This is a genomic window from Zobellia barbeyronii (genome assembly GCF_018603515.1).
GTDB lineage: Bacteria > Bacteroidota > Bacteroidia > Flavobacteriales > Flavobacteriaceae > Zobellia > Zobellia barbeyronii.
On the sequence record NZ_JACATN010000006.1, the window covers coordinates 272,329 to 299,302 of the forward strand.

The following is a 26,974-nucleotide window of genomic DNA, read 5'->3' on the forward strand; positions in this document are numbered from 1 at the left end:
TAGGCATCCATACAATTCTTTCAATATAATCATATATTTTTAAAACTATTGGGCACAAAAAAACCCGCAAGAAGCGGGTTTATATTTTATTAGGTGATTTTTTACTCGACCTCTCCTGTAATTTCAAGATCAAATACTAAATCTGCACTAGGTGGTATTGGACCAGTACCTTGAGGACCGTAACCTAAATGCGAAGGAATAAAGATTCTTGCTTTATCACCAATTTTCATATTTAAAAGACCTTCTTTAAAACCAGCAATTAAGCTAGCGTCTGGGCTATACACCATTGGTAATGGGTCATAACCGCCACCTTGTTTTCTTCTGTCATCAAATTTGTTGTATTTAGTAGCAATATCTTCATAGTTACTATCAAACAAAGTTCCATCTTCTAAATATCCCGCATAGTAAACAAGTACTTGACCACCAATAGTTGGCTTTTCTCCGCTACCTTCTTTTAACGTTAAGATTTTAAGGCCACTAGGTAATTCTTTGGCTTTTTGCTTCTCACCTTCAAGTGCTGCTACAAAGTCAGTTTTCATTTTTTCAAAAGCTGCTATCTTTGCTTCTTCTTCAGCAAAATAATCGGTCATAACCTGTACAGCATCAAATTTCTTAGCTGCTTTACCATTACGAACAATCTCTACACTGTTCATAACAACATCTACAAGAGGCTTATCTTGTGAAGCTGCATCTTTAGAAGTCTCAGTAGTTGCAATAGAATCTACAACACCTAAGCCTTCTACTACGTGACCAAATACCGTATGTCTTCCATTTAAAAACGGAGTTTCTTTATGCGTGATAAAGAACTGACTCCCGTTAGTTGTCGGACCAGAATTAGCCATAGATACGATTCCTTTTTTATCATGCACTAAAGAATCATTAAACTCATCTTTGAATTTATATCCTGGGTTTCCAGCACCAGTACCTGTTGGATCTCCTCCTTGAATCATAAAATCCTTAATGACCCTATGAAAAATAAGACCATCATAAAATTTCTTTTCTTTTAGGCTATCAGTAACAAATGGACTATCGCCTTCCGCCAATGAAATAAAGTTAGCCACGGTAACCGGTGTCTTTTCATATTCCAATTTTATAATAATATCCCCTTTACTGGTATGTATATCTGCAAAAAGGCCATCTCCCAATTCGGAATACTGACTTTTACAACTGGCTAGCAAAACCACTAGGGTAATTACGTAATAGATTTTTTTCATGTCTTAATCCTTTGTTTATATTTTACTTTTATTATTTATTAGGTAAGCTTTACTCTACTAATTCTTGATTTTTTTCAATTTTAAAAACCGATAAAGTAACCTTAAATGGTACGTTTATTCCAATTTTGTCATTATCACCATGATAACCATATCCTAAAGAAGAAGGAAACAAAAAAGTAGCTGTCTCACCTTCTTTTAACATCTTTACACTATTTCTTAAACCCGGAAATAAATCTTGCTTATCTACCTTATAGGTTAGCGTACCAATATCATCCATACTATAAATAGTATCGTTCTTTAGGCTAACAATATTATAACTCATTATAACCAAATCATCTGGTTGTGCCGTATAATCTGCAGACTCATTCTTAACCTCATAAAAAAACCAAGACCCACTGGCGGAATGCGTATACTCGTGCAACGTATCTTTTGCCATCAAATCTTGCAATAATTTCTCTTCTTTAGCCAAAAGCTCCTTGCTTCTTTTTACCGATTGCCTAAAAAAACTACCGGATTTTACTTCTACGGGCCTTCTTGCTTCTGGTCCCCCACAACCAACTAGGGTTATTAAAAAAATAAGACTTAAGATTTTCATGCCTGTAATTGGTCTTGATGGTTTTCTAAAAGTGATTCAAAATAAACAGCAGTTTCTTTAAGCGACCTATCGCTTTTTCCTCCTGCAGCATTATTATGACCACCTCCTTCAAAATAAGTTCTTGCAAATTCGTTTACATTAAAATCGCCTATAGATCTAAAAGAAATTTTTATAATACCTTCTTCCTTATTCTCTATAAAAATAACGGCAAAGATAATACCTTCAAGGGTAAGTCCGTAATTAACGAAACCTTCCGTATCTCCTTTTTGATACTTATACATATCAAGTTCATCTTGACTTAGCGTAATATAAGCTGTCCTGTATTTATCGTGAATAACCATGTTCTTAAGGGCACAACCTAAAAGGTGTAACCTACCTGGTGTATTCGTATCATAAATTTTATGATGAATCTGTGTGTTTTCAGCGCCTTTATCAATTAAATCGGCAATAATACGGTGCGTTCTACCCGTAGTAGATCTAAATTTAAAAGACCCGGTATCTGTCATAATACCAGTATAAAGGCAATTTGCCATTTCTGACGTTACTTTATCTACATCTCCCAAAAATTCAATGAAGTTGTATACCATTTCGCAGGTAGAACTCATTGATACATCTGAATACATAATCTCTGCGTAGTCTGACGGTGCTTGATGGTGATCAATCATAACAAAAGGCACTGTCAAATCTTCTAAAACAGATTGCATCTGCCCTATTCTACCCAAGTGATTGAAATCCAAAGTAAAAACTATCGTTGCTTCGGCAATTTTCTCCTTGGCTTGACTATTTTGTTTTTCAAAATTTAAAATGTTCTCGTTTCCGGGCATCCATTTTAAAAACTTAGGATAATCATTAGGCGCTACAACTACAGCTTCTTGCCCCCTATTAACAAGATAATGACAAAGAGCCAAAGTTGAACCAATGGCATCGCCATCAGGGTTTTTATGCGGTACGATTACGATTTTTTGCGGTTGGGAAAGTAGTTGCTGAACCGCTTTTATAGACTCCAAATTCATGCGTGCAAAGATACAATTTAATAACGTAGTCTTTTAAGGCAAAGTCTTATTTTTGTAGTAAGATTTTAATACCAATATATGTTTAATAAGTATATCGCCATTTGTTTATTATGTATCGCTACAGCCTGTAAGACGCAAAATCAGGTAGAAAAGACTACGAATAAAGAGATAGTAGACACAACCTCTAAAGCTGATTTTACTTTGGCTTTTGGCTCTTGTAATAAGCAAAACGAAACTAATTTACTTTGGGATGATATTCTTAAAACAAATCCTGATGTTTGGATTTGGGGCGGAGATAATATTTATGCAGATACGGATAACATGAAACGTTTGCGTGCCATGTATGCTAAACAAAATTCCGTTTTAGGATACCAAAAACTAAAAAGCGAAGTACCCGTAATTGGCACTTGGGACGATCATGATTACGGCTTAAATGATGGCGGTGTTGATTTTGATAAAAAGAAGGAAAGTCAGCAGGAGTTTTTAGATTTTATGGGAGTGGACAGAAATGACCCTAGAAGAACTCAAGAAGGTGTTTATGCCGCACATACTTACAACACACCAAAAGGGAGCATAAAGATATTGGTATTGGACACCCGGTATTTTAGAACCGACCTTACTCCGGATACCGAAAGCAAAAAGCGTACTAAACCAAATGCCTATGGCGTAGGTACAGTTCTAGGCACAACCCAATGGAACTGGTTAACAGATGAACTTAAAAATTCAACTGCAGATTTTAATATTCTAGTTAGCAGTATTCAAATATTATCTAATGAACATGGGTTTGAGACATGGGGCAACTTCCCTCATGAAGTAGATAAACTGGGAAAACTTATTGTTGATTCTAAAGCAAAGGGTGTTATTATGCTCTCTGGAGATCGTCATATTTCCGAATTTTCTAAAACTGAGATATCTGGGGTAGATTACCCCTTAGTTGATTTTACAAGTAGTGGCCTTACACATACCTATTCCGCTTTTAATGGCGAACCCAATCCGTTTAGGGTGGGCAACGTTGTTTTTACTAAAAGTTTTGGACTAATTAAATTCAATTTTAAAACTAAAGAGGCGCAAATGCAAATGATTGGGAACGACTTAAAAGTGATGGGTGAACTACATCAAACCTATTAAAAGTTGCCGATTGTTGAATAAAGCGTATTTTTGCAAAAAATTATTACAATGACTACGAACAGAACATTTACGATGATCAAACCCGATGCGGTTGAAAACGGACACATTGGTGGCATTCTGGAAAAAATAACTTCCGCTGGCTTCAAGATCGTCGCCATGAAATATACTCAACTTAGCACAAGAGATGCACAAGAGTTCTACGCCGTTCATAATGAGCGTCCTTTTTACGGAGAATTGGTAGAATTCATGAGCCGTGGCCCTATTGTTGCCGCTATCTTGGAAAAAGACAATGCAGTTGATGATTTCCGCGCATTGATCGGAGCAACAAACCCCGCTGAAGCAGCTGAAGGTACTATTAGAAAATTATTCGCTTCAAATATCGCTGAGAACGCGGTACATGGATCAGATAGTGATGAAAATGCTGCTATTGAAGGTGCTTTCCATTTTTCTGGAAGAGAAATTTACTAAGACATTATACTTTTACAAAAAGCCTGTAAACTTCAGATCTCTGAAGTTTACAGGCTTTTTATCTTAGCACCAGTTTTTGCACTAATTCCTTGCCCAAATCTTCATTGAGCATCTTTACTATTTTTGATTTTCCCAAGCTTAATTCTTCGCGAAGTACAGAAGATGATAATGCTACAAAAAGCGTATCTCCCCTAAGCTCAATTTCTGTTGTATAATTATTGACACCGTTACCCATTAAATTACGCCATGCTTCACGGGCATCTACCTTATCCATACCTTTCTGAAGCCTATTTTCCTTTATGAATTCATTCAGGGCTTGGCTCATATTCAGGTTCTCATTTCTTCTCTTCGCCATCTTTTTGGATTGAAATAGGTTCAAATCTTTTGTAATCGTACCGAATTCCTTCTTCGTTTAGCACAGAAAAAGTGGTATCATCTAACTCCATTAACTTCTCTGACCACTCACTGAGTTCCGTCTTGTAATTTATTGAAAAATCGTTTTCTTTTCCAACAATTACAAAAGCCTCTGCATCATCTGAGGTTTCATATGTACCATCTAGTCTAGGCTGCATTTTTTTACGATATCCCTCGTCTCCATCCATAGAAATATAGTCTATACTAGTATTCACCTTGTATTCTTTAATATTACCATCAGGAAAGGTTACTTGTGTTATTTCCCAATATCCATCAAGCGTATTCAAATCCTCTTTTGAAATACCAGAGGAGCATCCCAAAAACAAACCTATGAATCCTATTAAAAATATCTTATTCATCATTTTCAAAAATCTATTCCTATAATTTAAATAATTTATACGTTTGGTGTATTTGTTTCACCACTTCTTCGGTGCGTTCTGCATGGGTATCGCTAATAAAAATCTGACCAAAGTTTTCATTGTTCACCAAAGCTACGATATGTGACACCCGATGTTCATCTAATTTATCAAAAATATCATCCAACAATAAAATAGGTGTTGTTTTAGACCGAGCTTTTATAAACTGAAATTGGGCAAACTTCAAAGCGATAAGGAACGATTTCTGCTGCCCTTGACTACCAAATTTCTTAATAGGATGCCCTGAAATCTCAAAGCCTAAATCATCTTTATGAACCCCTACCGATGTATATTGTAACGCCCTATCTTTTTCAACTGAATTCCCTAAAAGAGTCAATAAATTATTATCAAGTAATTTACTATCATAACTTAAAGAAACCTCTTCTCGGCCTCCGGATATAGCTATATATTGTTCTTTAAAAATAGGGATAAAAGTCTCTAAAAAAGCTAATCTTTTATCAAAAATCTTGGTTCCATAATCATTTAATTGTTCGTTATAAACCGCTAGAGTATCCTTATTGAACGTATGGTTAACAGCAAAGTATTTTAAAAGGGAATTTCTCTGCGCCAAAACCTTATTGTACTTTATAAGATCTTGTAAATAGCTTTTATCGGATTGAGAAATGACTCCATCTATGAATTTTCTTCTTGTGTCACTACCTTCTATGATAAGGTCCCGATCTGCAGGAGAAATTATAACCAAAGGCAATAAACCAATATGATCAGATAAGCGATCATAGGCTTTACCATTACGTTTAATGATTTTTTTTGCACCACGTTTTAAGCTACAAACTATCCTTTCTTCGCGATCATCTTTTTCGAACTCACCATCAATTACAAAAAATTCTTCATCATGTCTTATGTTCTGCGTAGAGACAGGATTAAAATAACTTTTACCAAAAGAAAGGTGGTACACCGCATCTAAAATATTGGTTTTCCCAACTCCGTTTGGTCCCACCATACAATTGATTTTTTTATCAAATTCAATATCCTTTGAGTCAAAATTTTTGTAGTTGATGAGGGATAATTTCTTTAAAAACATGCGCTATAATTCCAGTTTTGACGGTGCTTGGTTCACAAACCTCAAAAATAACGAATAAATACCCTTTCGGTTTTGGATAAAACCATTATTTTTGCGCGACCAATAAAATTAGAAAATGGCTACATATAAGAAGCGAGGTTTTAAACCTAAGGATAAAGCAGAAGAGCAAGAGATTACAGAACAAGAAAGCGCAACTGCAGAAGTCTTTAGTACACTAGACGAAAGTGCTTCCAAAACCGAGGCTTGGGTAGCCGGTAACCAGAATTATATTCTAGGTATCATTGGTGTTATAGCTGTTGGTGTTCTTGGATATTTGGCATACACACAATTTGTTGTTAAGCCAAAAGAGGCAAGTGCTGCTAACGAAATGTATTATCCTCAGCAATATTTTGATCAAGCACTTAACAGTCCAACTGCAAAAGATTCTTTGTTCAATCTTGCTTTGAACGGTGCCGAAGGAAAATATGGTTTTCTAGATATTATAGGTGAATACAGTGGTACAAAAGCTGCTAACTTAGCAAACTACTCTGCTGGTATGGCGTATTTGAACATGCAAAAATATCAAGAGGCTATTTCTCATCTTGAAGATTTTAGCTCAGAAGATGATATTCTTGGTGCTCTGGCAAAAGGTGGTCTTGGCGATGCGTTTATGCAATTAGGTCAACCAGAAGATGCTTTAGGATATTATGATAAAGCTATTGCTCATAGCAGCAATAACTATACAGCTCCTAAATTCTTATACAAAGCAGGTGTTACCGCTCTAGAATTAAAGCAAAACGATAAGGCATTAGCATATTTTCAGAAAATTAAAGATGAGTATTCATCTTCTGACGAAGCCCGTACTGTAGATGCATTTATAGGAATGGCTAAAACCAGCAACTAATGGCTACGGCAAACAAAAATTTATCTATCTACGATAAAGCAAAAATCCCAAACGCGAAGAATATTCGGTTTGGGATTGTTGTTTCAGAATGGAATACCGAAATAACCGAAGGTCTATATTCAGGAGCTATTGATGCCCTTATAGATTGTGGAGCATTGGAATCTAACATAGTACGTTGGGATGTACCAGGGAGTTTTGAATTGACCTATGGCTGTAAAAAAATGGCAACTACACAAGAAGTTGATGCCGTTATTGCCATAGGAAGCGTTATACAAGGCGAAACCAAGCATTTTGATTTTGTTTGTAGCGCTACCGCACAAGGTATTAAAGATTTGAACGTGCAATTAGATACGCCAGTTATTTTTTGTGTACTAACTGATAACAACATACAGCAATCACGAGATCGTAGCGGAGGTAAACATGGAAATAAAGGTACCGAAGCTGCTATTGCTGCTATACAAATGGCTAGTTTAGGTAAATAGTCAAGTAAAACAGTACAAACTTCATTTGAAAATCTTACTTTCTTAGTAAGGTTTGTTCCAAAACGAACAGGCAAACTATGTGCTTACCCCCTATTAAACAGAGTGAGCTATAGTTTTACCGCTTACAGACCTACATCTTAAGGTCTGTTAACAAATTTTGGCAGCTGTAATACGGCATATTTTTCGATTTTAAGTAACTTTGGAGTTCATGGGAATGCTAAGTAAATTCACGCGCTTAAAGCGAAGTAAAAAATTCGATTACGCCCCTCGTTATTATGACGATAAGGGTAAAGGCAATCCGTTTAAAATTGAACCAAAACTGGATCAATTTAGAAGTACACTAAATCCCGCAAGAGGTTTAAAAGGAAAATTTGGCAGCGCCATGTCTGATGTAAAGCGCCAAGGAGACACCAACATAAAGGTGAGAATGGCGATTATCATAGCTATTTTAGTGTTGATTGTACTTTATATCATCGATTTTGACATCTCTATATTCTTCCCTAACTAATGGCAGATATCATAAAACTTTTACCGGACCATGTTGCTAATCAGATTGCAGCGGGTGAAGTGGTTCAACGCCCTGCCTCAGTGGTTAAGGAATTGCTTGAAAATGCCATAGATGCCGGTGCTAATAACATAAAACTGATTATTAAAGACGGCGGAAAAGTTCTTATTCAGGTAGTTGATGATGGTTTGGGTATGAGTGCCACAGATGCTAGATTGAGCTTTGAACGGCACGCCACTTCTAAAATTCAAAAAGCAGAAGATCTTTTTAATTTAAGTACCAAAGGTTTTCGTGGTGAAGCTTTAGCTTCTATTGCTGCTATTGCACATGTAGAAATGCAGACCAAGTCTGAAAACGAAGAACTAGGCACCCACCTTAAAATAGAAGGCAGTAAAATAATATTCCAAGAAGCAAGCGTTACGCCAAAGGGCACCTCTATGGCGGTCAAGAATTTGTTTTTCAATATTCCCGCACGACGTAATTTTTTAAAAAGTAACCAAGTAGAACTCCGCCATATTACAGATGAGTTTCATCGGGTAGCTTTGGCACACCCAACAATTGCCTTTCACTTTTATAATAACGGAAGTGAGCTCTTTAACCTTCCTTCAGACAATTACCGAAAACGAATTGTAAATATTTTTGGAACTAGAACTAATCAAAAGCTAGTTCCTGTGGAAGAAGAGACACCAATTGTAGTAATAAAAGGCTTTATTACAAAACCGGAATTCGCTAAGAAGAGTCGTGGAGAACAGTTTTTCTTTATTAATAACCGATTTATAAAAAGTCCTTATCTACACCATGCTATTGTAGCGGCGTTTGAAGGACTTATAAAATCTGATAGTTATCCTGGCTACTTTCTCTATTTGGAAGTTGACCCAGCATCGATTGATATAAATATTCATCCCACGAAAACTGAAGTTAAGTTTGATGATGAACATAGTCTGTACGCTATTTTAAGGTCTACTGTTAAACATAGCTTAGGACAATTTAACGTTGCTCCTGCCCTAGATTTCGAACATGACCCTAATTTACAGACCCCCTATGAATTCAAAAATAAGTCGGTCATACAACCAAATGTCACTGTAAATTCAGGATTCAATCCTTTTCAGGAAACGAGAAATACGGCCTCTGCTTCGCGTAGTTATCAAAAACCAAATACACAGAGTTGGGAAAGTTTATATGTTGGGCATGAATCAAAAATGGGCGCTGATGATAATGCCAGAAGCATTAGTTTTGAATCGGACACCATAACAGGTTCTATTTTTGAAGGCGAAAAAGAATCAACAGAAGCCGTTACGACTACCTTCCAGATTAGAAGAAAATATATTGTAACTACCATAAAATCGGGTATGGTTGTTATAGACCAGAGCCGAGCACACCAAAGAGTCCTTTATGAGAAATTTTTGAAGAACAGTACGGTACAACAAGCTGTTAGTCAACAATTATTATTCCCATTAAGCGTTTCTTTCTCAAAATCAGAAATCATTGCACTTCAAGAAATTGAGGATATTTTGGTTTCCATAGGATTTCTCTTTGAAAAAATAGAAGGCGAATCCATTACCGTTACCGGTGTTCCATTATTGGTAGCAGAAAGCGAAGTTGGCATGATATTAGACCAGTTAATTTCTGACTACCAACAGGAGATAACCGAAGAAAGTTTTTCTCATACGGACATACTTTCAAAAACTTTGGCAAAGACTTTGGCAGTTAAAACAGGAGAGACATTGGACAATGCCTCTCAAATTGCACTTGTAAATGACTTGTTCGCTTGTAAGGAAGCTATGGTAAGTCCGTTTAATAAACCGGTATATATCACTATTACCGAAAATGATATTGACAAAAAATTTATTTAAATGGGAAAACTAACCGAAGCCATAAAGCACCTACTCATAATTAACGTTCTGTTTTTTGTGGCAACCTCTATGTATGGTGATCAGATGTATCAATGGTTTTCGTTGTGGTTTCCAAAAAACGAAAATTTTGCTTTTTATCAGGTTATAACCCATATGTTCATGCATGGTGGTTTCATGCATATTGCTTTTAACATGTATGCCCTATGGGCCTTTGGTTCTCCACTTGAAAAAATGTGGGGACGTAACAAATTTTTATTTTTCTATTTCTCCGCAGGTCTAGGCTCTGCATTTCTCCATACAGCTGTAAACTATTACTATTTTAACGAAGGCATGCAAGCTTTAGTTAGTAGTGGTATGACCGAGAGTAATGTGTTGGATATTATCTCTGCTGGTCAATACAGTCCAGATTGGTATAATATTGCATCAAAAAGCACAATAGATAATTTTCTATCTGCCTATAATACACCGGCCGTTGGGGCATCAGGAGCTATTTATGGAGTTTTAGTAGCCTTTGGCATGATGTTCCCAAATAGTGAGTTATTCCTTATGTTTATCCCTGTACCCGTTAAAGCAAAATATTTTATTCCCGTTTTAATCGGATTGGATTTGTTTTCAGGAGTGACAGGATATGCTATTTTTGGTCAAGGCATAGCACATTTTGCTCATATTGGAGGAGCCTTATTTGGTTTTCTGATGATGTGGTATTGGAAAAAAAATCAGTTTAACAACAACCGCTGGAACTAATATGACAAACGGAAACTTAAAATATCAATATGCACGATTGAGCGTTTCTGAGAAGCTCATAGCCATTAACGTTATTGTTTTTATCGTAATGGGGCTCATTACAGCTCTCGTTAGCCCTAATGTTGAAAATTGGTTTGCCTTACCTAAGGATTTTTTCGACTTTCTAATGCAACCATGGTCCATAATAACTTACTCTTTTTTACATGGTGGTATATTCCATATTCTATGGAACATGTATATACTCTATGTGGCCGGACGTATTATATTGAATCTGTTTGACGGGAGACGATTTTTAAACATTTATTTTCTAGGCGTAATTTTAGGCGGACTATTATTTCTTTTAAGTTATAATATTTTTCCAACGCTAATTGGCGTAAATGCTTCTCTTATTGGGGCATCAGCTGGGGTTATGGCGGTACTTATTTTTGTGTGTACCTATATTCCCAACCAAGAGGTTCGTCTTTTCTTTTTTAACGTAAAACTCTGGCAAATAGGATTATTCGTTGTCTTGATGGATTTAGTTCAGATTCCTATGGGCGGAAATATAGGTGGGCGAATAGCTCATTTAGGAGGCGCTCTTTTAGGTTACATGTATGCCAGACAACTTTACAACGGAAGAGATATTGGTGAAGGATTTTCTAATTTCGTTGATGGTGTTGTTAACCTTTTCAAGAAAAGCGAAAAGAAAGCTCCAATGAAAACGGTTTTCAAAAATCAACAAAAGACGGCTACCAAAAAAGCCAACTACGATAAAAAAACGCACCAGAAAAAGATAGATGCAATTCTGGATAAAATCAGTAAATCTGGATACGAAAGCCTTTCCAAAATAGAAAAAGACTTTCTATTCAAGGCGGGTAAGGAAGACTAGCGTATGAGGGGACTGTCATTTTTAAATAAAATTATATTTTTCTTTAATGTCATCTTTGCCGTTGTGCTATTAATAGCATGTGCGGTACCCTATCTTTCTTTAGAAATTTTTCCTTTTTTATCAATTTTAAGCTTAGGCGTACCGGCCCTAGTAGTAGTAAACACCCTTTTCTTCCTATATTGGTTGTTAGGACTTAAAAAACAGGCTTTCACCTCTCTATTTGTTCTTGTATTTGGCTACTTTGTTTTGGGGACTTTTTTAAAATTTTCAGCAAAATCTACAGATTTCCAAGAAGACGAGTTAAAGTTAATGACATTTAATGTGCGTGGTTTTAACAGGTATAAGTACTTAGATAATGATAGTATTCCTCAGCAAATAAAAAGTTTTATCAGGAAGGAAAATCCAGATATACTTAGTTTCCAAGAAGTAGGCTATGATATGGAAGAAAATTATTTGGATTATCCATATCACTTCCTAAAGAAGATACCTACTGGAGATAAGGTACATATGGGTATATTCTCCAAGTACCCAATAATCAAAGCAGAGATTATTGATTTCCCGAACAGTATTAATAACGGGTCATATGCCGATATACTTTACAAAGGCGATACGTTACGACTATACAACTTGCATATGCAATCTCTTGGGATTACTCCTGGCACGGGAGTTCTTCGCTCACAATCTTCCGAGCGACTGTTGAGACGGGTTACCAAAGCATTCAAAAGACAACAGCAACAGGCTCAAATTATAGCCGAGCACAAAGCAAAAAGCCCCTATAAAACTTTAGTATGTGGAGATTTTAATAACACCCAATTTTCATCGGTCTATCATACTATTAAAGGGGACATGCAAGATACCTTTATTGAGAAAGGGTCCGGCTATGGGCGTTCTTATAATTTTCTTATGATACCTATTCGTATTGATTTTATAATGGCTGATTCCAGTTTTGAGGTAATGGGCCACAAAAATTACAATGAGAAATACTCAGATCACTTCCCAGTTATGGCCTCATTTAGATTGAAATAGAAAGAAACAATCCGTGGCATCCGCCAAAATATGAATCAAAAAGGCCAATCCAAAGATTCTAGTTTTTTTGAAATACAACAATCCAAAGTAGATGGCAATTGCCCAATAACTGTGTAACGGATGAAAACCAATACTACAACGGTCAGGGTCAAAAACTGGACTAGCAAGTAAGTGGTCTATATCTATTACAATACCCGCCAATAATATTAGAATAGCCTTTAACCGATATTCCTTATAAAAATACCACCCAACAAAAATGGGCGCCAAAAAATGAATGCCATAATGCATGAGAAATCTAAGCATTCAAGAAACTTATTTTTTGGTTCTTTAGATAACTTAATGCGTTCGTTCCTTCGTTAAAAAGTAAATCCAATACACTCGTGTTTCTAGAAAACTCATTTCTATCGGAAAAAACTTGATTGTATTCTTCCTGATCAAAATTCAACTTGCCCTTTGGGTTTACAAGAAATCTACCATCAAAAAGACCTTCTCGACTAACATCATATGTTACCGTTTTTTCAGTTGACATATCTAGCTGAAGACAGTCACAAATTGTTTCTATGGTCAGAAGATTATAATCTAATAAATAGTCGTACTGCTTCTCATAAAGCGGCGCTATCTCATCTTCATAGAACTCAAAGAAAGGTGAGGTTCTATAAGCCGTTTTTAAAGTACGCCAGTGTTGACGTTGCCATTCGTAAGTATTATCCAACTTAACGTCCTTATTCAGTCTACCCTTCTTGTTCCCTACGTGTTGTATGGGAATGCTGAGCATATGCCTGCCACGGTCATTACAGATGTAAGCCCGGTTCCGATAGGTCTGTTTCTGGAAATTATCTTGAACTTCCCAACAAACCTCATGCTGGGCTATTGTAGAAAAAGTTGCTATATCAGGAAAATATGTTGGATTTAAAAGAATTTTCAATGCTATTACTTTTTAAAATTGTTTTATTAAAATACCTCTGGGATATATTTGAGTAAAATACGAACCCCTACAACAAAAACCAATAAGGCTGTTACCCTTTTAATTCCTTTGGGCGTAAATCTCTTTAAGCTAATACGAATACCCAGTTGACCGCCAATGAGTACAGAAACAACTAGGGCCAAGGTTTCCTTCCAAGGCAAATCTAACATTCCTCCTTGAATTAGACCTGCTAAGCCTGAAATGGAATTCACTAATATAAAAAAACTGGCTAAAGCTGCTATTTTAATCGATTTATCCCATCTAAGGTGATTTAATATTGGTGCTAAAAATATACCACCGCCAATACCTACAAGTCCAGATAAAAGGCCAATACCACCACCCAATATATAAGTTAAGAACTTAGGGTATTTAGCGACCTTTTCTGAAAAATCTCTTTTTGAAAAAGTTTGTGACGCCAAAAACACAGAGGAGGTTACAAGTGAAAACCCCAATAAAAGAAAGAAAACATTTTCTTCCAATCGAAAAGAGGCTCCAAGAAATGCTAAAGGGATACTGGCCAACACAAAGGGCAAAAAGTCTTTTAACTTTGCATGACCATTCTTAAAATATAAAAAAGTACTTCCAGAAACTACTACTAAATTACATATTAAAGCTATAGAGCGTATAGCAAAAAAACCTCCTAAGAATAAGGTCAATAATGCCAAATAACTAGACCCACCACCAAATCCTACTGAAGAGTACAGAGTAGCTACAATAAAGAAACCCAAACACAGGAGCACCAGGTTCTCAGTACTTAATAGCATGCTTTGAAATTTGGTTCATCCCTCCTTCTACATTAATCAAATTTGCATTGGCATGTAAGCCTTTGAGTTTTTCTACGGCTTTTCTACTGCGCACCCCAGACTGACAGATGACGTAAATTCCAGCATCGTACGAAATCTCACCATGCCGTTCATCAAGTTCGGAAAGTGGAATATTCTTGGCAAAAGAGAAATGATTTCTATTAAACTCTTTGGGAGTGCGAACATCTATAAGTTGCACCTCATTCTTATCTATAATTTGCTGAAAAGCATCCGAAGCAATAGAATTTATAGGCACTTCACAATCAAAATCATAATTCTTCTGAAGGGTTTTTATCTTTAGATTTTCAGGATTCACTGAAAAACGTATTTTCTGAAAATTACTTGACAACCCATCAATAAGTAATAATTTACCAGAAAGGGTCTCCCCTATTCCCGTAAGTATTTTTACAGCTTCTAGCGCTTGGAAATTACCAATGATTCCCGGTACAATACCCAAAACTCCATTTTCATTACAATTAGGCACTTCGTCTGCTTTTGGCATTTCAGGAAAAAGACAACGGTATGTAGGTCCTCCTTCAAAATTAAAAACACTTACTTGCCCTTCAAAACTGTGTAATGCTCCGTAAACAAAAGGTTTATTCAAAATCACACAAGCATCGTTCACCAAATACCGGGTAGGAAAATTATCCGAAGCATCAACGACTATATCATAGTCTCCTATTATTTCAAGAGCATTTTCGCGTGTCAAAAATGTTTCGTGAGAAATGATTTTAGTTTCTGAATTCTGTTCTTTCAATTTTAAAACAGCGGTAGCTACCTTGGGCTTATTTATATCTTTTTCAGAATATAATACTTGCCGGTGTAAGTTAGATAGCGACACCACATCATTATCTACAATACCCAAAACTCCCACACCCATAGCATTCAGATAGGTAAGCACGGGAACCCCAAGCCCACCAGCTCCTACCACCAGTACTTTGGCCGACTGTAATTTCAGTTGAGCCTCCATGCCAAACTCCTTTAGAATCGTTTGTCTGTCGTAGCGTTCTGCGTTCATTCCACTGCTAATTTCACGATGGCTTCCTTATACTCTTCCTCAGAATTCGCATTCAGAAGTACGTTGGGGTTTTTAGGGAAAACCAATTTAACCTCACTATTAATCAAATATTTTCTAGGACAAGTCCCGTTTCCACTTTCTAGATAAGCCAAGCTTTCCTTAAAAGCTTTTGGCTCCCAAATAGCACAGAGAGGCTCCGGTAAAGGGTCTTCTTTTTGGGCAAACGAAGTTGCTACTTTATTTGGGTCACGAGCAGCTATTAATTCTTGTAGTGCTAGAAGGTCCATTAATGGCAGATCACACGCCAAAACCAACCAAGCCACATTAGGATGCTTCAAATGAGCAGATAAGAGTCCGTTATAAGGCCCTCTATACTTGTTCTCATCAACAATCACTTCAACTTCATTGGCAATCTCATCCTGTTGCCCCGGTCTAATACTCAAAAAGGTTTTTTCACAAACCCTACCCAGTAGATTATACAGATAATCGCGTTGTGGCATACCGTGGTACGGAATTAAACCTTTGTCTTTTCCCATTCGGGTGCTTTTCCCTCCTGCAAGCACCAAGCCATATATTTTAGGACCTATAATCATTCTTTCCTCCTGTTTTTTCTTTCAACTGAACGTTAGTAATCCGTATATCATGGGACAACGCCTTGCACATATCGTAAATAGTTAATGCACTAACAGAAACACCTGTAAGCGCTTCCATCTCAACTCCCGTTTTCTCCGTACATTTTACGGTACAACTTATTTCTAAAGCCCGCCCATTGGGAACAATATCAATTTGTACTTTGGATAAGTTAATTTGATGACAAAGCGGAATCAGTTCTGAGGTTTTCTTAACTGCCTGAATACCTGCAATTACTGCCGTTTGAATAATGCTTCCCTTTTTACCCAAAAAATCTTGAGCTGCCAAGGTTTCAAAAACCTCTTGTGGAAATTCTACCCAACCGGAAGCTACAGCTGTTCTAGCGGTTACTTTTTTCTCGGATACGTCTACCATTGCCGCGTTTCCCGAGGCATCAACATGTGATAGTTTTTTTTCCATGAATCTATACTCCTATTAAAGTTTTTGAATTGACGAAGATGCCTTTATAGTTCTAGATTACCCACCACTTACGGGAGGGATTATAGCAATTTCATCACCTTTACTTAAAATCTTAGCATCTTCGGCATACTCGCTGTTTACGGCTACCGCTAAAGAAGAAAGCTTCCCAAAATCCGGAAAGCTATTATTCAATTTCTGTTTCAATTCCGAAACCGATTTGGGCATTTCATCACCTTCTTCAAAACGAAACGATGACCTACCTACTATATCTTTGGCTATGCCGAATAACAAGACCTCCATATTCAAATAAAATTTAAAGATACAAGGTACTTAAAAAATAAGAAAAATTAAGGCTTTAAGATGACATTAGCATTTTCTGGAACGGCATAAAATGCATCAGGTTTTGAGGTTTCCTCTAGAACAACATTATCAAAAGTCACCGTTTTTTTAACCTCCTTTATTGATATACCTTCATTTAAGTACCAAGTAATAGATTTAGGTAATTTTGCCCCATTAACATCTGCCCAATCGTTATAACGAATAAAGCTCAATTTGTCAGATTTCTCATCCGTTCCATAGGTGAAGGTATATGCTAACCAAGCCATTTCGTAGGTTTCCGAGTCATAATACAAATAGTAATCATCTTTTGAAGAAGCTCCAACTCCGTCATTATAACTTATGTGAATCCCAGGGTAATTCTTACCATCATAAACCAAATCTTCGGCAACTTTATAATTGATTCCTGAATCTGCCAAAACAAAAGGCATTGCATAAAAATAAAACATAAGGTTATGGTATAGTTCAGCATTACCCTTGTAGGTCTTTGCCTCATCTAACAACCAAACATCTTTACCATCAAAACCAATTTCAACCGGAGGGGTTTCAACCTTATCTTTTCTTGAATATAAATCTACAGTGTGCTTTTCATTACCATCTGGATTAACAATTTCAAAACTTAGTGTGCGTTTATTTCTCCATTTTTTTAAACTGCCATGGGCTTCAAAAACTTTATTTAGTGCTTCAGGGTAGTCATTATTTTCTTCCTTAACCTCCGTTTTTACTTCTTTTTGAACAGTTTCATTCTGCTTAGGCCCTTCTTTACAGTTCGTTAGAACTAAAACCAGTAAGATTGTAAAAATTTGTTTCATGTGTTTATTTTTAGTTTTAGGTACATAGGTCGCACAATTGCTCTTTTATTTACATTTGCGGTATGCACGAAATCAAGCAAATCTCTAGCGTACAAAATGCGTTGGTTAAGAAAATACTGCTTTTAAAGGAGAAGTCTAGGGAACGAAAGAAAACCGGACTTTTTATTATTGAAGGCCAACGGGAAATTGAATTGGCGCTCAAAGGTGGTTATGAAATTGAAACTGTACTTTTTCAAAAGGACTTGATTGACTTAAATGCAACCTATACCCTATTTGAAAACAGTAAGTTAACACCCGATTATATTGAAGTTACAAAGGATGTCTACCAAAAACTAGCCTACAGACAGACTACTGAAGGTGTTCTGGCCATTGCCAAAAGCAAACCCACATTGCTGGAAGAATTGGAACTAAAGAATAAAAATCCTTTAATACTTATTGCCGAAGCCCCAGAAAAACCAGGAAACATAGGAGCCCTATTACGTACTGCCGATGCTGCAAACCTTGATGCAGTTATCATTGCCAACCCAAAAACAGACCTCTACAACCCTAATATTATACGCTCTAGTGTGGGCTGTGTTTTTACAAACAAAGTAGCTATGGGCAGTACCTCTGAGGTTATAGCATTTTTAAAGGCACAAAATATCAACATTTACTGCGCAGCACTTTCGGCTTCTGAAAATTATATTAAAACCGACTTCAATCCGGCATCTGCCATTGTGGTAGGCACGGAAGCGGACGGGCTTTCCCAAGAGTGGCTTGAAAACTCAACTCAGAACATTATTATACCTATGCAAGGAGAGATAGATTCCATGAATGTATCCGTCTCAGCCGCTATTGTTATCTTTGAAGCGAAAAGACAGCGGAATTTCGAGTAAATAACGCGTCAATTCTCAACATACCAACCCCCATATACCAAAAAAAATACCGAATGAGCATTCTGTTTTATACTATAATTGCCATTCTCGTGCTACAATTTATCCTCGAGACCGTTCTTGATTACCTGAATGCCAAACGCTACAATGATCCTATACCAGAGGAACTTAACGATGTTTTTGATGCGGATGAGTATAAAAAATCGCAGGCATACAAAAAGACCAATTATCGTTTTGGATTATTAACATCTACCTTTTCATTTCTCTTGACCTTATGTTTTTTGGCTTTTGGTGGATTTGAACGGATAGACCAACTTGTACGTAGCGTAACAATCCAACCTATACCAATGGCACTAATGTTCTTTGGTATTATTATGATAGGAAGCGATATCGTTACCCTTCCCTTATCCTACTATTCCACTTTTGTAATAGAAGAGAAATTCGGTTTCAATAAAACTACCAAAGGCACTTTCTTTTTAGATAAAATAAAGGGTTGGCTAATGACCGCAGTAGTAGGCGGGCTACTTTTAGCCGTAATCATTTGGTTTTTCCAATGGGCAGGCAACAATTTCTGGTTGTATGCTTGGGCTCTTGTATCTGTTTTTACGGTGTTCATGAATTTGTTTTACAGTAAACTCATTGTACCTCTTTTTAATAAGCAAACACCTCTAGAAGATGGAAGCTTAAAAACTAAAATAGAAGCCTTTGCCAAAAACGTTGGTTTTGAACTCAATAACATCTTTGTAATAGACGGTTCAAAACGTTCTACAAAGGCAAATGCCTATTTCTCTGGCTTTGGTAAAGAAAAAAGGGTCACCTTATACGACACCTTGATAAATGACCTGGACGAAGAAGAAATTGTTGCTGTTTTGGCCCATGAAGTAGGACATTACAAAAAGAAGCATATCATTTTCAACCTCATAGCATCTTTAGTATTGACAGGTATCACGCTATTTGTATTATCATTGTTCGTCAATAATCCTGCTGTATCTATTGCGATTGGCGTATCTCAGCCCAGTTTTCATGCGGCCCTTATTGGTTTTGGTATTCTTTACAGTCCTATCTCAGAAATAACTGGATTAATAATGAATCATTTTTCAAGGAAATTCGAGTATCAAGCAGATGATTATGCCAAAGACACGTATGCTGCTATACCGCTTATTACCTCATTGAAAAAACTATCTAAAAACAGTTTAAGCAACCTTACCCCTCATCCTGCTTTCGTTTTTGTGCACTATTCTCACCCTACACTTCTTAATCGGATTCAGAATCTAAAAAGATAGTACAAGCATCAGTATTCAAAATTAAGGACACTTTGACATAGCCTAAAAAGAGGGGCAATTTTTGTTGTACGCTTGCTAAGATTGTTCTATTTTTATTTGAATATGACCGAGGAAGCTATAGAGAAGGAAAACAAGGAGATTGCCAAGCAATACAAAGAATTGCTGCGCATTAGTTATCAACATCTCTCAGACGATGATAAGGTACTCATACGCTCTGCATTTGAGATTGCAGTAGACGCACATAAAACTCAACGAAGAAAATCTGGTGAAGCTTATATTTTCCATCCTATTGCAGTGGCAAAAATAGTAGCTTCAGAAATAGGTCTAGATGCTACATCCATTGCTTCTGCCCTACTTCACGACGTTGTAGAAGACTCCGAATATACTTTAGATGACATTGAACGAATGTTTGGCGAAACCATTGCACGTATCGTTGATGGCCTTACCAAAATAGCACATCTTAAAAAAGACACGAGCACCTCGCAACAGGCCGAAAATTTCCGGAAGATGTTACTTACTCTCCATGATGATGTGAGGGTGATTATTATTAAGATTGCAGACCGTTACCACAATATGCTTACTATGGATGCCATGCCTGAGCATAAACAGGTACAAATGGCTTCCGAGACTTTATATATCTACGCTCCATTAGCACACCGCATAGGGCTTTACAACATAAAAACAGAATTAGAAGACCTTAGTTTAAAGTATACTGAACCTAGCGTATACCAAAGTATAAAGGATAAAATTGAAGAGTCAAAAGAGGATCAACAAGCCTATATTGACGCTTTTTCAGGTGTAATAGATAAATCTTTAAAAGAAGAAGGTCTAAACTATTACATAAAAGGGCGAATGAAGTCCATTTTCTCCATCCGTAAAAAGATGAAAGTTCAGCACGTAGCTTTTGATGAGATTTATGACAAGTTTGCCATTCGTATTATTTATAAGTCAGATCGGCAGAATGAAAAATTCTTGGCTTGGAAGATTTATTCTATCGTAACCGATCACTTTACTCCTAACCCAGTGCGCCTTCGCGATTGGATATCATCGCCTAAATCTACAGGATACGAAGCTCTGCACATTACTGTTATGGGACCCAAAGGGAGATGGGTAGAAGTACAGATTCGTAGCGAACGTATGCACGAAATCGCAGAAAAAGGTTACGCAGCTCACTTTAAATACAAACACGGAGACCAAAAAGAAAAAGGTATTGACGTATGGCTCAATCGTTTACAGGAAGCACTTGAAAACGCCAATACAAACGCAGTAGATTTTGTTGAAGAATTTAAACTAAACCTCTACGCCAAAGAAATTTTTGTCTTTACTCCAAAAGGTGAACTTAAATCTTTACCAAAAGGAGCCACACCGTTAGACTTTGCCTTTAATATACATACAGAGGTTGGTATGCGTACCCGAGGTTCTAAAGTAAACGGAAAATTAGTTCCTTTAAACACAACTCTTAATAGTGGTGATCAAGTAGAAATTATAACTTCTGCTCAAGCAAAACCTAATCAAAACTGGTTGGATTATGCTACTACAGCAAGGGCCAGAGCAAAAATAAAATCTTCTTTAAGAGAAGAGAAAAAATCTGTTGCGGAAGAGGGCAAGGAAATTTTACGCAGAAAATTAAAATCCCAGAAAGTTACCCTTAACGAGGATTCAGTTAATAAAATGGTAAGCTTCTTTAAGCTAAAGACCAGCTTAGATCTCTTTTATAGAGTAGGCATTGGATCTATAGACAACCAGATGCTAAAAGACTTTTCTTCGTCTTACTCTAATGCGTTCATAAGTTTCTTCAAAAATAAAATGCGAAGAAATCCTAATCCGTTAGAAATCCAAAAAGAGGAGATTACCGCCAAATATGATGTATTGGTTTTTGGTAAGGAAGAGGAAAAACTTGAGTATAAACTCTCTCCTTGCTGTAACCCCATTCCTGGAGACGAGGTTTTTGGTTTTGTTAGTATAAACGAAGGAATCAAAGTTCATAAGAAAAACTGCCCCAACGCCATACAGCTTCAATCTAATTATGCGTATCGTATTATTAGTGCCAAATGGATTGATTCTAGCCAAGAAGAGTTCCTGTCTGAAATACGATTAACGGGAATAGACAACCTTGGTTTAGTAAGCGAGATTACAGAAGTTATATCTGATGATATGCACGTAAACATCCGAAATCTTAACTTTAGTACTGATGGTGGAACTTTTAAGGGTACGATTACTGTAGTAGTCAAAAACAACGGCATTCTGAAAAAAGTGATGGCAAATCTGAAGAAAATAAACGGAATAGATAAAGTCACAAGAATTTAGAATTGTAATTAAAATATAACCGTACCTTTGCGGATTGACGAATGTAACCCTAGTTATGGCAGCCAACAAAAATCAGGAAATCGTAAAAAATGTTTTTACCACTTTTTTAGGAGAGAACGGGCATAGAAAAACACCCGAACGCTATGCTATACTTCAAGAAATTTATGACAGCGAAGAGCACTTCGATATCGAATCGCTGTACATAAACATGAAGAACAAAAACTACAGGGTAAGTCGTGCTACACTCTATAATACTATTGAACTTTTATTAGAGTGTAAACTGGTTAGAAAGCATCAATTTGGTAAAAACCAGGCACAATACGAGAAATCATATTTTGATCGCCAACATGATCATGTTATCTTGACCGATACCGGTGAAGTTATGGAGTTTTGCGACCCTCGTATTCAATCTATAAAGAAAACCATTGAGGAAGTTTTTGATATTACAATCAATACACACTCCCTCTATTTTTATGGTACTCGAAATAAAAAAGAAAACACGAACAGCTAACCAAAATTTTAAATGGCAGTAGATTTATTGTTAGGATTACAGTGGGGAGACGAAGGAAAAGGTAAAATTGTTGATGTACTTACAACAGATTACGACATTATCGCAAGATTTCAAGGAGGTCCCAATGCAGGACACACTTTGGAGTTTGATGGTATTAAACACGTTTTACACACCATACCTTCAGGAATTTTTCACAAAAGCGCTTTAAACATTGTTGGTAACGGAGTAGTAATTGACCCAGTAATCTTCAAAAAAGAATTAGACGCTTTAAAAAAGTTCAATTTAGATATTAAAGCTAAATTGTTCATTTCAAGAAAAGCACATCTTATATTGCCTACCCACCGTTTATTAGACGCGGCTTCAGAAGCATCTAAAGGGAAAGCTAAAATTGGTTCTACCCTTAAGGGAATAGGCCCAACTTATATGGACAAAACAGGTCGTAACGGTATGCGTATCGGTGATCTTGAAATGTCTGATTGGAAAGAAAAATATCGTAGCCTAGCTAACAAGCATGAAGCTATGATTTCTTTTTACGATGTAGATATCCAGTATGATTTGGCAGAATTGGAGAAAGACTTCTTTGACTCTATTACCGAATTAAAAGAACTTACTTTTATTGACAGTGAAGAATATCTTTACCAAGCTCAAAAAAGTGGAAAGAAAATATTGGCTGAAGGCGCACAAGGTTCCTTACTAGATATTGATTTTGGAACATATCCTTTTGTAACATCTAGTAACACTACTGCTGCAGGTGCCTGTACAGGTCTTGGCGTTGCCCCAAACCAAATAGGTGAGGTAAAAGGTATTTTTAAAGCATATACTACAAGAGTAGGTAGTGGCCCTTTTCCAACAGAACTTTTTGATGAAGATGGTGAGACTATGGCTCGTGTAGGTAACGAGTTTGGAGCTACTACTGGCCGTCCTAGAAGATGTGGTTGGTTAGACCTTGTTGCTTTAAAATATGCTGTAATCATTAACGGTGTTACCGAATTAATGATGATGAAGGCTGATGTTTTAAGCGGATTTGATACTTTAAAAATCTGTACTGCTTACAACTATAAAGGCGAAAAAATAGAGCACCTTCCGTTTAATATTGAAGCAGAAAACGTAACGCCTATTTATTCAGAAATGAAAGGTTGGAAAGAAGACCTTACTAAAATGAGTAGCGCTGATCAATTACCAGCAACCTTAATGGCTTACATAGAGTTCTTAGAAAAAGAGCTGGAAGTGCCTATTAAAATAGTTTCCGTAGGGCCTGACCGTACGCAGACTATACACAGATAACCAAAGGTTATAAAAGAACTTCGAAATACACATTTCGATATGTAGTTTAGGATAGTGTGGACACCTATAGATTTCATTGCAATCTGTAATCCTCCTAAATCTATCCTAAACTATATTGCTTCCTTTAAAAAAAACCTACTTTTAGGCAAAATTTAGATAGCATTGAATCTACTCCGTATTTTATTGTTTTTCCTTGCCACGTCGCTAATTGGCTACGCACAAGAAGAAAAGACTTCCTCTCAAGACACCACACAAAGCAAGCAGATTAATATTGTTTACGGTGCTAACTTCACCAAAAACGAATCTCAATTTCCTGGAGCATCAATTTTCAGTAAAGATGATAAGCAGGTGCAGTTTGAACACCAAGGCGCAGACCTTTGGTGCGATATTGCTATATTTTACCAAAAGGAAAACCGCTTACGCGCAGTTGGCAATGTACGCCTGAAGCAGGGTGATTCCATTGAAATGACCAGTGGAAAAATCAATTACGATGGTGAAACAAAACTAGCCAAGGCTTTTGAGAGTGTTCTCTTGGAAACTGATCAACAGAGTGGAAAGATGACTCTTCAAACAGATACACTGTATTTTGATCGTGAAAATCAAGAGTCGTATTATAATAGTTCGGGTACTATAATAGATTCTACAAATACTTTGACAAGTGAAATAGGTCGCTATTTTATGGAGTTAGATAAATATCAGTTTCTAGATAGCGTTCATATAGACAACCCACAGTACATTCTAGATTCCGAACAGCTTGATTACTACACCACCTCTAAAAATGCATATATGTATGGCCCTTCTACCATTACTGGTGAAGCCTATAAAATATATTGCGAACGTGGTTTTTATGATACAAAAATAGAAAGCGGCTACGGGATTAAAAATACTCGTATTGATTATAACAACCGTATTATTGAAGGCGATAGTGTCTATTTTGATAAAGCTTCTGAGTTTGCATCGGCTACCAATAATATTACAGTAACGGATACGGTAAACAACGGTATTATTCGCGCTCATTATGCAGAAGTATTTAAAGCAAAAGATTCTGTATTTGCCACTAAACGAGCTGTTTCTATAAGTCTAGTAGAACAAGATTCGCTTTATATGCACGGCGATACATTGATGATTACAGGAAAGCCCGATAATAGGGTGCTTCGCGCTTTTAGAAATGCTAAATTTTTCAAGACAGATTTAAGCGGAAAGTGTGATTCTATACATTCCTCCGAAAAATCAGGAATTACTCAATTGATTCGTAATCCCGTGATATGGAACGGTGATAATCAAATGACCGGTGACAGCATACACCTTATATCCAACCTTGAAACAGAGAAACTAGATTCGCTCAAAGTACTGGAAAATGCTTTTATTATCTCATTGGACAGTATTAGTATGAACGGTTACAACCAAGCTAAAGGTAAAGACCTCTTCGGAAAATTTGTAGAAAACGAACTGAAACATATAGATTTAGTAAAGAATACCGAGGTTATTTATTACATGTATAATGATGATGAAGAGCTTATAGGTATAAACAAAACCATTTGCAGTAAAATAAATATTGTAATGGCCAACAACGATGTAGAAGACCTTTCCTTTTTTATTGATCCGGATGGTGATATTTTTCCTGAAACGGAACTTCCCGTTGAAAGTAGGAAGCTAAAAGGTTTTATCTGGCGTGGCGATGAGCGTATAGTAACCAAGGATGATATTTTTGACGAAGACGACAATAATATGGAACTCACTATTATAAGAGGTATAGAAAACCCTATTGATATTGATGCTGAAGAAGCAGAACGTTCCCGAAACTCTGGCGACCCTATAAACAAGATACCTCCAGCCAATGATAAGGCCTCTGCACCTATCCTTAGACCAAAGGTCAAAAAAGTTACTTCCAGTCCTGTACAATGAAACAAGATTTTCTAAAATACCAAGCGCAAACTTCGCCACATCCGTTGGCCTTAGAAGTTTCGCATGCCAAAGGCAGTTATATCTATGACACCAATGGTAACGCACATTTAGATTTTGTTGCAGGTGTTTCGGCCTGTAGCTTAGGGCATTGTCATCCCAAAGTTGTAGCTGCCGTTCAAAAACAGACAGAAACCTATATGCATGTAATGGTGTATGGAGAATATGTTCAAGAACCGGCCGTAGCGTACACCAAATTACTTGCTTCGCTCCTACCAGCTTCTTTAGAAACCACTTATATGGTCAATAGCGGAACTGAAGCTGTTGAAGGTGCACTGAAATTATCACGAAGAGCTACTGGCAGAAGTCAATTAATAGCAGCCCGCCATGCCTACCACGGTAATACCATGGGCAGTTTAAGCGTAATGGGGTATGAAGAACGAAAAAGTGCCTTTAGACCACTATTACCAGATGTAAGTTTTATTGAGTTTAACAACGATGAAGATTTAAAACAGATAACAGAGAAGACTGCGGGTGTCATTTTAGAGACCATACAAGGTGGTGCAGGTTTTATAGAGCCAAAAAATGGATATCTAAAAAAAGTACGACAGCGTTGTAACGAAACGGGCACTTTATTGATTCTTGATGAAATTCAACCTGGTTTTGGTCGTACAGGCAAACTATTCGCTTTTGAGCATTATGACTGTGTGCCAGACATTTTAGTGACCGGAAAAGGAATGGCTTCAGGACTACCTGTTGGGGCATTCACAGCTTCTAATGCGCTTATGGCTACATTACAGGAAAGTCCAAAATTAGGTCATATCACTACTTTTGGTGGTAATCCTGTTATTGCAGCTGCCTGTTTGGCCACATTAAAAGAAATTACCGAAACTCAACTTATCTCTGACACCCTTATAAAAGAAGCTCTTGTTAGAAAACTACTCAAACACCGACTAATTAAAGAAATTAGAGGAAAAGGTCTCATGTTGGCCTTAATTCTAGAAAATGCCGAAATAGCCAATTACTTAGTGCTAACCTGTGCCAAGAAAGGTTTGATCTTATTTTGGTTACTTTTTGAACCCACTGCGGTACGAATTTCACCACCACTAACCATTTCCAAAGATGAGATTGAAACCGGGTGTGGCATAATCATTGAAGTTTTAGAAGGTTACAAGCAATAA

30 protein-coding genes are annotated in these 26,974 nt (G+C 36.8%); 16 read left to right on the plus strand and 14 right to left on the minus strand.

Annotation, left to right across the window (positions count from 1 at the left end; translation table 11 throughout):
- Nucleotides 1-101 precede the first annotated feature (101 nt).
- The 3 genes from HW347_RS18525 to HW347_RS18535 are packed head-to-tail and all read right to left on the minus strand — an operon-like array spanning nucleotide 102 to nucleotide 2,822.
- On the minus strand, nucleotides 102-1,214 hold the full coding sequence (locus HW347_RS18525; RefSeq protein ID WP_155596902.1) for a peptidylprolyl isomerase: 1,113 nt from the start codon (nucleotides 1,212-1,214) through the stop codon (nucleotides 102-104).
- A 49-nt stretch (nucleotides 1,215-1,263) separates the two neighbouring features.
- Complete coding sequence (gene gldI / locus HW347_RS18530) at nucleotides 1,264-1,809, minus strand: gliding motility-associated peptidyl-prolyl isomerase GldI (protein ID WP_214613227.1); 546 nt, start codon at nucleotides 1,807-1,809, stop codon at nucleotides 1,264-1,266.
- Nucleotides 1,806-2,822 (minus strand): DHH family phosphoesterase, encoded by a 1,017-nt coding sequence (locus HW347_RS18535; RefSeq protein WP_214613228.1) that lies wholly within the window; start codon nucleotides 2,820-2,822, stop codon nucleotides 1,806-1,808. Before HW347_RS18535 ends, gldI begins: the two co-directional genes overlap by 4 nt.
- A 78-nt stretch (nucleotides 2,823-2,900) precedes the next feature.
- Between HW347_RS18535 and HW347_RS18540 the strand changes: the two genes are divergently transcribed.
- Complete coding sequence (locus tag HW347_RS18540; RefSeq protein ID WP_214613229.1) at nucleotides 2,901-3,950, plus strand: alkaline phosphatase D family protein; 1,050 nt, start codon at nucleotides 2,901-2,903, stop codon at nucleotides 3,948-3,950.
- Nucleotides 3,951-3,998: 48 nt separating this feature from the next.
- Nucleotides 3,999-4,418, plus strand: coding sequence for a nucleoside-diphosphate kinase (locus HW347_RS18545; protein ID WP_194534514.1), 420 nt, complete (start codon nucleotides 3,999-4,001; stop codon nucleotides 4,416-4,418).
- Nucleotides 4,419-4,476: 58 nt separating this feature from the next.
- Here HW347_RS18545 and HW347_RS18550 read toward each other — a convergent pair whose 3' ends face one another.
- Genes HW347_RS18550 through recF form a run of 3 tightly spaced genes read right to left on the minus strand, consistent with a single transcriptional unit; the run spans nucleotide 4,477 to nucleotide 6,290 of the window.
- A complete protein-coding gene (locus HW347_RS18550) occupies nucleotides 4,477-4,773 on the minus strand; it encodes a DUF721 domain-containing protein (protein WP_155596907.1) in 297 nt (98 codons plus the stop codon).
- Entirely contained in the window at nucleotides 4,754-5,194 is a 441-nt protein-coding gene (locus tag HW347_RS18555; protein ID WP_225901981.1) for a hypothetical protein, read from the minus strand. Before HW347_RS18555 ends, HW347_RS18550 begins: the two co-directional genes overlap by 20 nt.
- Before the next feature lie 16 nt (nucleotides 5,195-5,210).
- Complete coding sequence (recF, locus tag HW347_RS18560) at nucleotides 5,211-6,290, minus strand: DNA replication/repair protein RecF (RefSeq protein ID WP_214613230.1); 1,080 nt, start codon at nucleotides 6,288-6,290, stop codon at nucleotides 5,211-5,213.
- 115 nt (nucleotides 6,291-6,405) lie between these two features.
- Here recF and HW347_RS18565 point away from each other — a divergent pair, with 115 nt between their 5' ends.
- The 7 genes from HW347_RS18565 (at nucleotide 6,406) to HW347_RS18595 (ending at nucleotide 12,651) form a co-directional block, all read left to right on the plus strand.
- Nucleotides 6,406-7,173, plus strand: a complete 768-nt coding sequence (locus tag HW347_RS18565) for a tetratricopeptide repeat protein (protein ID WP_214613231.1) — start codon at nucleotides 6,406-6,408, stop codon at nucleotides 7,171-7,173.
- Nucleotides 7,173-7,655: a 6,7-dimethyl-8-ribityllumazine synthase gene (gene ribH, locus HW347_RS18570; RefSeq protein WP_214613232.1), complete on the plus strand. Its 483-nt coding sequence runs from the start codon at nucleotides 7,173-7,175 to the stop codon at nucleotides 7,653-7,655. Before HW347_RS18565 ends, ribH begins: the two co-directional genes overlap by 1 nt.
- 214 nt (nucleotides 7,656-7,869) lie before the next feature.
- A complete protein-coding gene (locus HW347_RS18575; protein ID WP_317195329.1) occupies nucleotides 7,870-8,163 on the plus strand; it encodes a riboflavin synthase subunit beta in 294 nt (97 codons plus the stop codon).
- Nucleotides 8,163-10,013, plus strand: a complete 1,851-nt coding sequence (gene mutL, locus HW347_RS18580; protein ID WP_214613234.1) for a DNA mismatch repair endonuclease MutL — start codon at nucleotides 8,163-8,165, stop codon at nucleotides 10,011-10,013. The genes HW347_RS18575 and mutL overlap by 1 nt, the downstream gene beginning before the upstream one ends.
- A complete protein-coding gene (locus tag HW347_RS18585; protein WP_214613235.1) occupies nucleotides 10,014-10,757 on the plus strand; it encodes a rhomboid family intramembrane serine protease in 744 nt (247 codons plus the stop codon).
- A 1-nt stretch (nucleotide 10,758) separates the two neighbouring features.
- Nucleotides 10,759-11,625: a rhomboid family protein gene (locus HW347_RS18590; protein WP_214613236.1), complete on the plus strand. Its 867-nt coding sequence runs from the start codon at nucleotides 10,759-10,761 to the stop codon at nucleotides 11,623-11,625.
- Nucleotides 11,626-11,628: 3 nt separating this feature from the next.
- Nucleotides 11,629-12,651, plus strand: a complete 1,023-nt coding sequence (locus HW347_RS18595) for an endonuclease/exonuclease/phosphatase family protein (protein WP_214613237.1) — start codon at nucleotides 11,629-11,631, stop codon at nucleotides 12,649-12,651.
- Here the strand turns inward: HW347_RS18595 and HW347_RS18600 are convergent.
- Genes HW347_RS18600 through HW347_RS18635 form a run of 8 tightly spaced genes read right to left on the minus strand, consistent with a single transcriptional unit; the run spans nucleotide 12,634 to nucleotide 17,634 of the window.
- Complete coding sequence (locus HW347_RS18600; protein ID WP_214613238.1) at nucleotides 12,634-12,954, minus strand: DUF6122 family protein; 321 nt, start codon at nucleotides 12,952-12,954, stop codon at nucleotides 12,634-12,636. The genes HW347_RS18595 and HW347_RS18600 overlap by 18 nt on opposite strands.
- Nucleotides 12,947-13,576 (minus strand): WbqC family protein, encoded by a 630-nt coding sequence (locus HW347_RS18605; RefSeq protein ID WP_214613239.1) that lies wholly within the window; start codon nucleotides 13,574-13,576, stop codon nucleotides 12,947-12,949. The genes HW347_RS18600 and HW347_RS18605 overlap by 8 nt, the downstream gene beginning before the upstream one ends.
- A 26-nt stretch (nucleotides 13,577-13,602) precedes the next feature.
- Complete coding sequence (locus HW347_RS18610) at nucleotides 13,603-14,379, minus strand: sulfite exporter TauE/SafE family protein (protein WP_214613240.1); 777 nt, start codon at nucleotides 14,377-14,379, stop codon at nucleotides 13,603-13,605.
- Nucleotides 14,363-15,436, minus strand: a complete 1,074-nt coding sequence (gene moeB / locus HW347_RS18615; RefSeq protein ID WP_214613241.1) for a HesA/MoeB/ThiF family protein — start codon at nucleotides 15,434-15,436, stop codon at nucleotides 14,363-14,365. The genes HW347_RS18610 and moeB overlap by 17 nt, the downstream gene beginning before the upstream one ends.
- A complete protein-coding gene (locus HW347_RS18620) occupies nucleotides 15,433-16,029 on the minus strand; it encodes an NTP transferase domain-containing protein (RefSeq protein ID WP_214613242.1) in 597 nt (198 codons plus the stop codon). Before HW347_RS18620 ends, moeB begins: the two co-directional genes overlap by 4 nt.
- Complete coding sequence (gene moaC, locus HW347_RS18625) at nucleotides 16,013-16,486, minus strand: cyclic pyranopterin monophosphate synthase MoaC (RefSeq protein WP_214613243.1); 474 nt, start codon at nucleotides 16,484-16,486, stop codon at nucleotides 16,013-16,015. The genes HW347_RS18620 and moaC overlap by 17 nt, the downstream gene beginning before the upstream one ends.
- 57 nt (nucleotides 16,487-16,543) lie before the next feature.
- Nucleotides 16,544-16,786, minus strand: coding sequence for a MoaD/ThiS family protein (locus tag HW347_RS18630; protein ID WP_214613244.1), 243 nt, complete (start codon nucleotides 16,784-16,786; stop codon nucleotides 16,544-16,546).
- 47 nt (nucleotides 16,787-16,833) lie between these two features.
- Nucleotides 16,834-17,634, minus strand: coding sequence for a DUF6503 family protein (locus HW347_RS18635; RefSeq protein WP_214613245.1), 801 nt, complete (start codon nucleotides 17,632-17,634; stop codon nucleotides 16,834-16,836).
- A gap of 62 nt (nucleotides 17,635-17,696) precedes the next feature.
- On the opposite strand from HW347_RS18635, the gene HW347_RS18640 reads away from it, so the two are divergent.
- The 7 genes from HW347_RS18640 to HW347_RS18670 all read left to right on the plus strand — a co-directional run bounded on the left by HW347_RS18640 (nucleotide 17,697) and on the right by HW347_RS18670 (nucleotide 26,974).
- Nucleotides 17,697-18,509: a TrmH family RNA methyltransferase gene (locus tag HW347_RS18640; RefSeq protein WP_214613246.1), complete on the plus strand. Its 813-nt coding sequence runs from the start codon at nucleotides 17,697-17,699 to the stop codon at nucleotides 18,507-18,509.
- 53 nt (nucleotides 18,510-18,562) lie between these two features.
- Entirely contained in the window at nucleotides 18,563-19,789 is a 1,227-nt protein-coding gene (locus HW347_RS18645) for a M48 family metallopeptidase (protein WP_214613247.1), read from the plus strand.
- A 102-nt stretch (nucleotides 19,790-19,891) separates the two neighbouring features.
- Nucleotides 19,892-22,096, plus strand: coding sequence for a RelA/SpoT family protein (locus HW347_RS18650; RefSeq protein ID WP_214613248.1), 2,205 nt, complete (start codon nucleotides 19,892-19,894; stop codon nucleotides 22,094-22,096).
- 55 nt (nucleotides 22,097-22,151) lie between these two features.
- A complete protein-coding gene (locus HW347_RS18655; RefSeq protein WP_155596927.1) occupies nucleotides 22,152-22,607 on the plus strand; it encodes a Fur family transcriptional regulator in 456 nt (151 codons plus the stop codon).
- A 12-nt stretch (nucleotides 22,608-22,619) separates the two neighbouring features.
- Nucleotides 22,620-23,891: an adenylosuccinate synthase gene (locus tag HW347_RS18660; protein ID WP_214613249.1), complete on the plus strand. Its 1,272-nt coding sequence runs from the start codon at nucleotides 22,620-22,622 to the stop codon at nucleotides 23,889-23,891.
- A 162-nt stretch (nucleotides 23,892-24,053) separates the two neighbouring features.
- Nucleotides 24,054-25,796 (plus strand): OstA-like protein, encoded by a 1,743-nt coding sequence (locus HW347_RS18665; protein WP_225901982.1) that lies wholly within the window; start codon nucleotides 24,054-24,056, stop codon nucleotides 25,794-25,796.
- Nucleotides 25,793-26,974 (plus strand): aspartate aminotransferase family protein, encoded by a 1,182-nt coding sequence (locus tag HW347_RS18670; protein WP_214613250.1) that lies wholly within the window; start codon nucleotides 25,793-25,795, stop codon nucleotides 26,972-26,974. The genes HW347_RS18665 and HW347_RS18670 overlap by 4 nt, the downstream gene beginning before the upstream one ends.